This is a genomic window from Streptomyces marokkonensis (genome assembly GCF_008312835.1).
Lineage (GTDB): Bacteria > Actinomycetota > Actinomycetes > Streptomycetales > Streptomycetaceae > Streptomyces > Streptomyces marokkonensis_A.
Window position 1 is genome coordinate 1 of the sequence record NZ_VSKS01000042.1, and the last position, 13,056, is coordinate 13,056.

Genomic DNA, 13,056 nt, shown 5'->3' on the forward strand with positions numbered 1-13,056 from the left:
GGTGGTGCGGGGTTCGGCGGTCAATCAGGATGGTGCGTCGAATGGTCTGACGGCTCCGAATGGTCCGTCGCAGCAGCGGGTGATTCGTGCGGCGTTGTCGTCGGCGGGGTTGTCGGCCGTGGATGTGGACGCGGTGGAGGCGCATGGGACGGGTACGAGGCTCGGGGACCCGATCGAGGCGCAGGCGTTGCTGGCCACCTACGGTCAGGGGCGTGACGCCGGGCGCCCGTTGTGGTTGGGGTCGGTGAAGTCGAACCTGGGGCATACGCAGGCGGCTGCGGGTGTCGCGGGTGTGATCAAGATGGTGGAGGCGTTGCGGCACGGGGTGCTGCCCGCGACGCTGCACGTGGACGAGCCGTCCTCGCATGTGGACTGGTCGTCCGGGGCGGTACGCCTGCTGACCGAACAGCAGACCTGGCCCGACACCGATCGCCCACGCAGGACGGGTGTGTCGTCCTTCGGCCTCAGCGGCACCAACGCCCACATCATCCTCGAACAGGCACCCACGCATGCCGTGGAGCCGGTCGAGTCCGTTCCCGTGCCGGTGGTGCCGTGGGTGCTGTCCGGACGCAGCGCGGATGCCCTGCGCTCCCAGGCCGCCCGTCTCCTGGACGCCGTACGATCCACGCCCGGGAGCGACCCCGTAGAAATCGGTGCCGCGCTCGCCACCACGCGTACCGCCTTCGAGCACCGAGCTGTGCTCTGGGGGCGTGACCGCACCGAACTCCTGGCCGGGCTGACCGCGCTGGCAGAGCGCGAGCCTCATCCCCACATGACCACGGGTACGGCGAACGAAGGCCGCACGGCGTTCTTGTTCTCGGGTCAGGGTGCGCAGCGGGCGGGGATGGGCCGTGAGCTGTACGAGACGTTCCCCGTGTTCGCGGAGGCCTTCGACGCGGTGTGCGCGCACGTGGGCGACGAACTGCGGGACGTCGTCTTCGGTGACGACGCCGAGCGGCTGAACCGCACGGAGTGGACGCAGCCGGCGCTGTTCGCGGTCGAAGTGGCCCTGTTCCGCCTGGTGGAGTCCTTCGGAATACGCCCGGACTTCCTGATCGGCCATTCCATCGGTGAGATCGCTGCCGCGCACGTGGCGGGGGTGATGTCGCTGGAGGACGCCTGCTCGCTTGTGGTGGCGCGTGGCCGGCTGATGCAGGAACTGCCGTCCGGTGGCGTGATGGTGGCGGTCGAGGCCGCCGAGGTCGAGGTGCTGCCTCTGCTCGAGAGCCACACCGGCGAGGTGTCGATCGCGGCGGTCAACGGCCCCCGTGCCGTCGTGGTCGCAGGGGTCGAGGACGCGGTCGAGCAGGTCGTCTCCGTACTGAAGGAGCAGGGCCGCCGCACCACCCGCCTGCGGGTCTCGCACGCCTTCCACTCCCCGCTGATGGACCCCATGCTGGAGGCCTTCCGCGAGGTGGCCGAACGCATCGACTACGCACCCCCGTCCATCCCCGTCGTGTCGAACGTGACCGGACAGCTCGCCAGCCACGACGAGTTGGCGTCCGCCGACTACTGGGTGCGCCACGTCCGTCAGGCCGTCCGTTTCGCCGACGGCGTCAACACACTCACCACCCACGGCGTGACCCGTTTCCTGGAGGTCGGCCCCGACGGCACCCTCACCGCCCTCACCCGTACCGTGCTCGGTGACGCCGACGGCGTGGTCTGCCGGCCCGTCCAGCGCAAGGACCGGGCCGAGGCCGACGCGCTGTACGCGGCTGTGGCGGCGCTGCACACCGCCGGGGTCCCCGTCGGGTGGGACAACGTCTTCGCAGGGGTGCGCCCCGCGCCCCTGCCGACGTACGCCTTCCAGCGCTCCTGGTACTGGCCCGAGCCGCGCCGTGGTGCGCACGCCGCGACCGGTTCGGGGGCGGTGACGACGGCCGGGGAGGACGCGTTCTGGAACGCCGTGGACCAGGGCGACACCGAGCAGCTCGCCGGTGTGCTGGGCCTCGACGGCGGGGTGCTGGACGGCGTCGTACCCGCGCTGTCCGCGTGGCGTCGCGACCAGGTCGAGCGGACCACGGTGGACTCCTGGCGTTACCGCGTGCGGTGGGACCGGCTGGAGCCGGGCGACGGTCGTACGGTGCCCGGGCGGTGGCTGCTGCTCCAGTCCGGCGACGGCGTGGCGCTGCCCGGTGTCGAGGAGTTCGTGCCGGGGATCGAGCGCGTGGAGTGCGCTGCCGGCACGGAGCGGGAGGCGCTCACCGAGCTGCTGCGGGGAGCGGGCGCCGGACGGGAGCCGCTGGCCGGTGTGCTGTCCTGTCTGCCCGGCGTCGCCACCGCCCTCGCCCTCGTGCAGGCGCACGCGGACGCCGCACTCACGGCCCGGCTGTGGCTGGTGACCAGCGGTGCCGTGGCCGTGGGCGGCGGTACCGAGGCGGTCGTCGAGCCGGAGCCGGCCGCGGTGTGGGGCCTCGGGCGGGTCGCGGCGCTGGAGCGCCCTGACGTGTGGGGCGGCCTTCTCGACCTGCCCGCACGGCCCGACCGGCGCTCGCTCGCCCGGGCCGCCGCGGTGCTCGCCGCCTCCGACGAGGACCAGGTCGCCGTACGCGGCAGCGACGCCTACGCCCGTCGGCTCGTGACCGCGCCCGCGCCCGCCGCCACCGCGGAGTGGACGGCGCCGGAGCGTGTCCTGATCACCGGCGGCACCGGCGCCGTCGGGGCGCGGGTCGCCCGCTGGGTGGTCGAACACGGCACCCGGGAACTGGTGTTGGCCAGCCGTCGTGGTCCGGAGGCACCGGGCGCCGACGACCTGCGGGACGAACTGCTGACGCTCGGGGCGCGGGTGACCGTGGCCGCCTGCGACATGGGCGACCGGGAGGCCGTCGCGCGGCTGCTCGCCGAGCACCCCGTCGACGCGGTGCTGCACTGCGCGGGCGTCCTCGACGACGACGTGATCGCCTCGTACACCCCCGACCGGCTCGCCTCGGTGCTGGCCGCGAAGGCGGAGGCCGCCGGCCACCTCGACGAACTGACCCGCGACAGCGGCCTGTCGGCCTTCGTGACGTTCTCCTCCATCGCGGGCGTGTGGGGCAGCGGCGGGCAGGCCGCCTATGCCGCCGCCAACGCACACCTGGACGCGCTCGTCGAACGCCGCCGTGCCCGTGGCCTGGCCGGGACGTCCGTGGCCTGGGGGCCGTGGGGCGGCACCGGCATGGCCGCCGGCGAGGCCGCCGGGACGCTGCTGCGACGGCGCGGTCTGCGTCCGCTCGACCCGGATGCCGCGCTCACCGCGCTCGGCCGTGCCCTGGCCGCCCGGGACGTCACCGTGGTCGTGGCCGACGTGGACTGGGAGCGGTTCGTGCCCGCGTTCACCACCGGCCGGCCCAGCCCGCTGCTAGCCGCCCTGACCTCCGGCACCGTCGCCGCACCCTCGTCCCCGGTGTCCGTCGCCGGTGAGGGCGGTGCGCTGCGCGAACGGCTCGCGCCGCTCACCGCCGAGGAGCGCGACGCGGCCCTGCTCGACCTGGTGTGCCGCCGGGCCGCCGCCGCGCTCGGTCACGCGGACCCGGCCGCCGTCACCGTCGGACGTGCCTTCCGCGAGATGGGCTTCGACTCGCTGACCGCCGTCGAACTGCGCAACGACCTGACCGCCGAGACGGGCGTGGCCCTGCCGAGCACCCTGGTCTTCGACCACCCCACTCCGCTCGCCGTGGCCGCCCACCTCGGGGACGCGCTGTTCGGGAGCGCGGAGAACCGGCACGAGGTGCCGGTGCGGGCCACCGACACCGACCCGGTCGTCGTCGTCGGCATGGGCTGCCGGCTGCCGGGCGGCATCGACGGTCCGGACCGGCTGTGGGAGCTGCTGGCCGCCGGCGGTGACACCGCCGGCGGGTTCCCCGAGGACCGGGGCTGGGACCTGGCGGCGCTGCGGGAGGCGAGCGACACGGGGGCCGGGGGCTTCCTGTCGCAGGCCGCCGCGTTCGACGCCGCGTTCTTCGGCATCAGCCCGCGGGAGGCCCAGGCCCTCGACCCGCAGCAGCGGCTCGTCCTGGAAACCTCGTGGGAGGCCCTGGAGCGCTCCGGGATCGCCCCGACCACGCTCAAGGGCTCGCGCACCGGGGTCTTCGTCGGCGCCGGAAGCTCCGGCTACGCCACCGGTCTGACCGAGGTGCCGGAAGGCCTCGGGGGCCATCTGCTGACGGGCCAGGCGGGCAGCGTGGTCTCGGGCCGCGTCTCCTACGCGCTCGGTCTGGAGGGCCCGGCGGTCACCGTCGACACCGCCTGCTCCTCGTCGCTGGTCGCCCTGCACCTCGCCGTGCAGTCGCTGCGTTCCGGCGAGTGCGACCTCGCCCTCGCCGGCGGAGTGACCGTCATGGCCGACCCGGGGGCGTTCGTCGAGTTCAGCGTCCAGGGCGGTCTCGCGCCCGACGGCCGCTGCAAGGCGTTCTCCGAGGACGCCGACGGCACCGGCTGGGCGGAGGGCGTGGGCGTCCTCGTCGTCGAACGGCTGTCCGACGCGCGCCGCAACGGCCACCGGGTGCTGGCGGTGGTCGAGGGGTCCGCCGTCAACCAGGACGGTGCCTCCAACGGCCTGACCGCGCCCAACGGTCCCTCCCAGCAGCGGGTCATCCGTCAGGCGCTCGCCTCCGCGGGGCTGTCCCCGCAGGACGTGGACGCGGTGGAGGCGCACGGCACCGGCACCACCCTCGGCGACCCGATCGAGGCGCAGGCCCTGCTCGCGGCCTACGGCCAGGACCGCGCCGAGGACCGGCCGCTGTGGCTCGGCTCGGTCAAGTCGAACCTCGGGCACACGCAGGCCGCCGCCGGCGCGGTCGGTGTCATCAAGATGATCCTCGCCCTGCGCCACGGCACCCTTCCGCGCACCCTGCACGCCGGACGGCCGTCCTCACGCGTCGACTGGGACAGCGGGCGGGTACGGCTGCTCGACGAGGACGTCGTGTGGCCCGCGGGCGACCGCGTCCGCCGGGCGGGTGTCTCCGCGTTCGGCCTGTCGGGCACGAACGCCCACGTCATCCTCGCCGAACCGGCCCCGGCGGCCGACGAATCCCCCGCGCCCGTCCGTACCGGTGAGGGCACCGGAGGGGCCGCCCTGCCGTGGCTGCTGGGCGCCCGCAGCGCGCCCGCCCTGCGCGACCAGGCCGCCCGGCTCCTCGCACACGCCGAACAGCACCCCGACGCGCACCCCGCCGACGTCGCCCACGCGCTCGCGTTCACCCGTGCCCCGCTGGAGCACCGGGCGGTCGTGACCGGCGGCGACCGGGACGCAATGCTGGCCGGGCTCCGCGCCCTCGCCGACGGCACCACGCATCAGGCCGTCGTCACCGGGGACACCCTCACCGCGGGCGGCACCGCGTTCCTCTTCGCCGGCCAGGGCACCCAGCGGCCCGGCATGGGCCGCGGCCTCCACGACACCTTCCCGGCCTACGCCGACGCCTTCGACGCCGTCTGCGGCCACTTCGACGGACTGCTGCCCCGCCCGCTGGCCGAGGTCGTGCACGGCGACGACGCCGAGCTGCTGAACCGCACCGAGTACGCCCAGCCCGCGCTGTTCGCCGTGGAGGTCGCCCTCTACCGGCTCCTGGAGTCCTTCGGGGTGCGGCCCGCCCACCTGCTCGGCCACTCCGTCGGCGAGATCGCGGCCGCCCACGTGGCGGGGGTGCTCGGCCTGCCCGACGCCTGCCGGCTCGTCGCCGCCCGGGGCCGGCTGATGCAGGCGCTGCCCGGGGGAGGCGCGATGATCGCCCTCCAGGCCGCCGAGGAAGAGGTGCTGCCGCTGCTCGACGGGCGGGAGGACGCCCTCGGCCTGGCCGCCGTTAACGGCCCGCGCTCCGTGGTCGTCTCGGGCGACGAGGACGCCGTCCTCGACGTCGCGGCCCACTTCGCCGCGCGGGGCCGCAGGACGACCCGGCTCCGGGTCGGTCACGCCTTCCACTCGCCGCGCATGGAGCCGATGCTCGAGGAGTTCCGCGCCGTGGCGGCCTCCGTGGCCTACGCGGAGCCCCGCATCCCCGTCGTCTCCGACCTCACCGGCCGCCTCGCCGGGCCCGGCGAGCTGACCGACCCCGAGTACTGGGTGCGGCACGTGCGGCAGGCCGTGCGGTTCGCCGACGGCGTCGCCACGCTGGAGGAGCGGGGCACCGCCCGGCTGCTCGAACTGGGACCCGACACCACCCTGACCGCCCTCGCCCAGAGCGCCTGGCGGGGCACCGCCCCCGTCGCCGCACCCACGCTGCGCGACGACCGCGACGAGGCGGAGACGCTGCTGACCGGCCTCGGTGCCCTGTACGCGCACGGCACCGAGGTCGACTGGCGCGCCGTCCTCGGCACCGTCGCTCCCGGTGCCCGCCCCGTCGAACTGCCCACCTACGCCTTCCAGCACCGGCCCTACTGGATCGAGCCCACCGCGTCCGGCGACCCGGCCGCCGCCGGACTCGTGCCCGCCGGACACCCGCTGCTGGGCGCGGTCGTGCCGTCCGCGGCCGACGACACCCTGCTCCTCACCGGCCGCCTCGCCGCACGCGGCGGCGCGGCCTGGCTCGCCGCGCACCGCATCGGCGGAGCCGCCGTCGTGCCGAGCACCGCGCTGCTCGAACTCGCCCTGGCCGCGGGCGCCCACGCCGGCCGCCCGCAGCTCGGCGAACTCGTCCTGGAACGCCCGCTGGCGCTGCCCGAGCACGACGGTGCCGCCCTGCAGATCCGCGTCGAGGCGCCCGACGCCCGCGGCGACCGCGCCTTCGCCGTGCACGCACGGCCCGCCGGTGACACCGCCGCGGAGTGGACCCGGCACGCCACCGGTGTCCTCACCGCCGAGACCGCACCCGTACCGGACCACGACCTCACCGCGTGGCCGCCGCCCGGCGCGCGGGAACTGTCCACCGACGGCCTGTACGCCCGGCTGCGCGAGGCCGGACTCGACTACGGGCCCGTCTTCCAGGGCCTGCTGGCCGCCTGGCAGGACGACGACGCCGTGTACGCGGAGGTCGCGCTGCCCGAATCGGCGGCCGCCGACGCCGCCCGCCACGACCTGCACCCGGCGCTCCTGGACGCGGCCCTGCACCCGCTGGGCCTCGGCGCGTTCGACGGCCTCGGCGACGGCCGCGTGCTGTTCTCCGCGGGCCCGGCCCGGTTGTTCGCGACCGGCGCCACCACCCTGCGCGTCCGCCTGGAGCGCACCGGCCCGGACACCCTCGCCCTCACCGCCGCCGACGCGGTCGGCGCACCCGTCCTCACCGTCGGCTCCCTGCTGCTGCGCCCCGCCCCGGACACCGCCGCCACGCCGGTCACCCGCCAGGAGACCGCCGAGCCCGCACGCCACCGGGGGACGGTCCCGGCCGCCGAGCCCGCACGCCGCCGCGCGGCCGCCCGCACCCAGCCCCCCGGCGGCGTCCTGGAACGCCTCGCCGCCCGGCCCGCCGCCGAACGCGAACGCACCCTCCTCACCGCCGTCCGCGACCGCGTCGCCGCCGTCCTCGGCCACGGCGGACCCGACGAGGTGGAACCGGCACGCCCGTTCACCGACCTCGGCCTCACCTCGCTGACCGCCGTCGAACTGCGCAACGGCCTCAGCGCCGCCCTCGGCGTCACCCTGCCCGCCACCCTCGTCTTCGACCACCCCACCCCGGCTGCGCTCGCCCGGCACCTCGCCGACGACCTGTTCGGCACCGCCGGCGCCGACGCCCCCGCCGCCGTGCGGCGTGCCGTCGACGACGACCCGATCGCCGTCGTCGGCATGGCCTGCCGCTACCCCGGCGGCGTCGCCGGACCCGAGGACCTGTGGAACCTGGTGCGCGCCGGGGCCGACGGCATCTCACCGCTGCCCACCGACCGCAACTGGAACCCCGAGCGGCTCTACCACCCCGACCCCGACCACCCGGGCACCGTCTACACCCGCGAGGGCGGCTTCCTGCACGACGCCAGCCGCTTCGACCCGGCGTTCTTCTCCATCAGCCCCCGCGAGGCCCTCGCCATGGACCCGCAGCAGCGGCTGCTCCTGGAAGTGACCTGGGAGGCGCTGGAGCGCGCGGGAGTCGACCCGCACGCGGCGCGCGGCTCCGCCACGGGCGTGTTCGCCGGCGTCACCTACCAGGACTACGTGAGCATCCTCGCGGCCTCCGACGACAACTTCGAGGGCTACGTCGGCACCGGCAACTCGCCGAGCGTGCTGTCCGGCCGCATCTCGTACGCGCTCGGCCTGGAGGGCCCGGCGGTCACCGTCGACACCGCCTGCTCGTCCTCGCTCGTCGCCCTGCACCTCGCCGCGCAGTCCCTGCGCCAGGGGGAGTGCGAACTCGCCCTGGCCGGCGGCGTCACCGTGATGTCGACCCCGGGCTCCCTCATCGAGTTCAGCCGGCAGCGCGCCCTCGCCGAGGACGGCCGCTGCAAGCCGTTCTCCGCGGACGCCGACGGAGCGAGCTGGGCCGAGGGCGTCGGCATGGTCGTCCTGGAACGGCTCTCCGACGCGCGCCGCAACGGCCACCAGGTCCTCGCCGTCGTCCGCGGCTCCGCCCTCAACCAGGACGGCGCCTCCAACGGCCTGACCGCGCCCAACGGTCCCTCCCAGCAGCGGGTCATCCGTCAGGCGCTCGCCTCCGCCGGGCTCGCTCCGCAGGACGTGGACGCGGTGGAGGCGCACGGCACCGGCACCACCCTCGGCGACCCCATCGAGGCGCAGGCCCTGCTCGCGGCCTACGGCCAGGACCGCGCCGAGGACCGGCCGCTGTGGCTCGGCTCCCTCAAGTCGAACATCGGGCACAGCCAGGCCGCGGCCGGTGTCGGCGGCGTCATCAAGATGGTCATGGCGCTGCGCGAGGGCGTCCTGCCGCGCACCCTGTACGCCGACAACCCGACCCCGCACGTCGACTGGAGCGCCGGACACGTCCGTCTGCTCACCGACGAACAGCCCTGGCCCGACACCGGCCGCGCACGCCGCGCAGGCGTGTCCTCCTTCGGCATGAGCGGCACCAACGCCCACGTCATCGTCGAGCAGGCCCCCCACGCCCCCGAGCGGCCCGCCGCGCGGACCGCGCTGCCCGCCGTGCCCGTGCTGCTGTCCGCGCGCACGCCCGCCGCGCTGCGCGCCCAGGCCGCCCGCCTGCGCACCCACCTGCGCACCCGGCCCGGAACCCCGCTCACCGACCTCGCCTACACGCTCGCCGTCGGACGCGCCGCCCTCACCCACCGTGCCGCGGTCCTCGCCGACGACGTCGAGCGGCTCGACGAGACACTGTCCGCGCTCGCCGCCGACGCACCGCTCACCGTGCCCGTCCCGGTCGGCAGCGCGGTGCCCGGCGGCGCCGAACCCGTCCTGGTCTTCCCCGGACAGGGCGCCCAGTGGGCCGGCATGGCCCGTGAACTCCTCGACGAGTCGCCGGTGTTCGCCGACTGGATCGACCGGTGCGAGCGGGCGCTCGCCCCGCACGTCGACTGGTCGCTGACCGCCGTGCTGCGCGGCGGGAAGGACGCCGCCGACCTCGGCCGCGTCGACGTCGTCCAGCCCGCCCTGTGGGCCGTGATGGTCGCCACCGCCGCCCTGTGGCGCGCCCACGGCGTCCGCCCGGCCGCCGTCGTCGGCCACTCCCAGGGCGAGATCGCCGCGGCCTGCGCGGCCGGGGCGCTCACCCTGGAGGACGGGGCCCGCGTCGTCGCCCTGCGCAGCCGCGCCATCACCCGCATCGCCGGCACCGGCGGCATGATGTCCGTACCGCTGTCCGCCGACGACACCCGCGCCCGCATGGAGCCGTGGGCCGGCCGCCTCGCCGTCGCAGCCGTCAACGGACCCGCCTCCGTCGTCGTCTCCGGCGAGGCCGCGGCGCTGGACGAACTGCACGCCGTCCTCACCGCGGACGGCGTCCGCGCCCGCAAGGTCAACGTCGACTACGGCTCGCACTCCGCGCAGGTCGAGGCGATCCGCGACACCGTCCTCGACGCCCTCGACGGCATCACCCCGCGCGAGGCGGAGATCCCCTTCCGCTCCTCGCTCACCGGCAACTGGCAGGACACCACCGGACTCGACGCCGCCTACTGGTACACCAACCTGCGCGAGACCGTCCGTTTCGAGGACGCCGTACGCGGCCTGATCGCCGCCGGACACCGCACCTTCATCGAGGTGGGCCCGCATCCCGTGCTCACCGTCGGGCTGCGCGACACCCTCGACGCGGCCGGCGTGGACGGCGCCGTCCTCGGCTCACTGAGGCGCGACCAGGGCGACCTGCGGCAGTTCCTCGCCGCCCTCGCCGAGGCGCACGTGCACGGCGTGGACGTCGACTTCGAGACCGTCTTCGACGGCACCGGAGCCGTCCGCACCGACCTGCCCACCTACGCCTTCGAGCACCGGCGCTACTGGCCCACCGTCCGCGAACAGGCCGCCGCCGGACTCGCCACGAGCGGCGCCCTCACCGCCGACTCCGTGGAGGCACGCTTCTGGGAGACCGTCGAGCAGGAGGACCTGGAGAGCCTCGCCGGCACCCTCGAACTGCCCGCGGACGCCCCCCTCAGCAGCGTCCTGCCCGCCCTGTCCCAGTGGCGGCGCACCCGCAGGGAGCGCGCCACCACCGACGCCTGGCGCTACCGCGTCGCCTTCAGCCCCCTCGACACCTCTCCGGCCACCCTCGACGGCACCTGGCTGCTCGTCACCCCCGCCGACCCGGCCGGGCACGGCGCCCTCGCCGACACCGTCGCCGACGCCCTCACCGCGGGCGGCGCCCGCACCGTCCGGCGGATCACCCTGCCCGACCAGGCCCCCGACCGCGCCGCCCTCGCCGGTCTCCTCACCGGCGCCGGGGACGCCGGACGACCCGCCGGCGTGCTGTCCCTGCTCGCCCTCGACACCCGCGACCACCCCGGACACACCGCCGTCCCCCGGGGACTCGCCACCACCCTCGCCCTCGTCCAGGCCCTCGGCGACCTCGGCATCGAGGCACCCCTGTGGTGCGCCACGCGCGGAGCCGTCACCGTCGGCGGCTCCGACCCGGCGCCGGACGCCCGCCAGGCCCTCGTCTGGGGCCTCGGCCGGGTCGCCGCCCTGGAGCACGCCGACCGCTGGGGCGGCCTGATCGACCTGCCGGCCGACCTCGACGCCCGGTCCGCCACCCGCCTCGCCGCCGTCCTCGCGGACCCCGGCGAGGAGGACCAGATCGCCCTGCGCGCCACCGGCGCCCACGGCCGCCGCCTGGTCCACGCCCCCGCCGCGGACATCCCCACCGAGAGCTGGCAGCCCCGCGGCACCGTCCTGGTCACCGGCGGCACCGGCGCCCTCGGCGGCCATGTCGCCCGCTGGCTCGCCGACCGCGGCGCCACCCACCTCGTGCTGGCGGGCCGCCGCGGCGTCGACGCGCCCGGCGCCACCGAGCTGCGCGACGAACTCGCCGGCCGCGGCGTCGAGGTCACCCTCGCCGCATGCGACGTGTCCGACCGCGCCGCCCTCGCCGGGCTGCTCGCCGAGCTGCCCGCCGACCGGCCCCTGGACGCCGTGTTCCACGCGGCCGGATCCCTCGACGACGGCGTGCTCGACTCGCTCACGCCCGACCGCATGGGCCCCGTCCTGCGGGGCAAGGCCACCGCCGCCCGCGCCCTGCACGACCTCACCCGCGACCTCGACCTCTCCGCGTTCGTCCTGTTCTCCTCCACCGCCGGCGTCCTCGGCGGCGCGGGACTCGGCAACTACGCCCCCGGCAACGCCTACCTCGACGCCCTCGCCGCCGAACGCCGCGCCGCCGGACTGCCCGCCACGTCCGTGTCCTGGGGCCTGTGGGCCGACGGCGGCATGGTCGGCGACAGCGCCGGGGACCGCATGCGCCGCCACGGAGTCCACCCCATGGACACCGCCGCCGCCTGCGAGGCCCTCGGTCACGCCCTCGACCTCGGCGACACCCACGTCGTCGTCACCGACCTCCGCTGGGACACCTACGCCCCGTCCTTCACGGCGCCCCGCCCCAGCCGCCTGCTCGACGAACTGCCCGCCGCCCGCGCGGCACTGGACGCCGCACGGCGGACGGCCGGCCCCGCCGCCGACGACACCTCCTCGCTCCACGCCCACCTGGCCGCCCTGCCCGAGTACGAACGGGCCGACGCCGTCCTGCGGATCGTGCGCGGCCATGTGGCCGCCGTCCTCGGCCACCCCGCCGCGGACGCCGTGGAACCCGAACGCCCCTTCACCGACCTGGGCATCGACTCGCTCAGCGCCGTCGAACTGCGCAACGGCATGAACCGCATCACCGGCCTGCGGCTGCCCAGCACCCTCGTCTTCGACCACCCCACCTGCCGCGCCCTCGCCGACTTCCTGCTCGCCGAGGTCGCCGAAGCCGCCGAGGCCACCGCACCCGCCACCGCCGACATCGCCCCGCGCCGGTCCTCCGACGACGACCCGATCGTCGTCGTCGCCATGGGCTGCCGCTTCCCCGGCGACGTCCGCACCCCCGAACAGCTGTGGCGGATGCTCCTGAACGGCGAGGAGGGCCTGGTGCCCTTCCCGGACGACCGCGGCTGGGACCTCGACGCCCTCTACGACCCCGAGCCCGGCAAGGCCGGCACCGTCTCCACCCGCACCGGCGGATTCCTCACCGACGCGGGCGGCTTCGACCCGGCCTTCTTCAACATCTCGCCGCGTGAGGCGGTGGCGATGGATCCGCAGCAGCGGCTGCTGCTGGAGATGGCGTGGGAGACGTTCGAGCGGGCGGGCATCGACCCGCGCACCCTGCGCGGCAGCCGCACGGGCGTGTTCGCCGGCACCAACGGCCAGGACTACACCGGCATGCTCGCCGCCTCCGGCGAGGACTTCGAGGGCTACATGCTGACCGGCAACGCCGCCAGCGTCGTCTCCGGCCGGCTGTCCTACACCTTCGGCCTCGAAGGCCCCGCGGTCACCGTCGACACCGCCTGCTCCGCCTCCCTGGTCGCCCTGCACCTCGCCGTGCGGTCCCTCCGGGCGGGGGAGTGCGACCTCGCCCTCGCCGGGGGCGTCACCGTCATGGCCTCGCCCGGTCTGTTCGTGGATTTCAGTCGTCAGCAGGGGCTGGCGGCGGACGGCCGGTGCAAGGCGTTCGCGGACGCGGCGGACGGTACGGGGTTCTCGGAGGGTGGTGGTCTGCTGCTGGT

1 protein-coding gene and 2 pseudogenes are annotated in these 13,056 nt (G+C 75.9%); all 3 read left to right on the top strand.

The genetic code is table 11. The features are described 5' to 3' along the window. Positions 1-6,226: pseudogene (locus F1615_RS37285) on the top strand (SDR family NAD(P)-dependent oxidoreductase); the annotation flags it as partial. A gap of 204 nt (positions 6,227-6,430) precedes the next feature. Beyond that, a pseudogene (locus F1615_RS37290) lies at positions 6,431-6,655 on the top strand (hypothetical protein); the annotation flags it as partial. Positions 6,656-6,703: 48 nt separating this feature from the next. Further along, positions 6,704-13,056: type I polyketide synthase (locus F1615_RS37295; RefSeq protein WP_425385680.1), on the top strand; the 6,353-nt coding region annotated here is incomplete at its 3' end.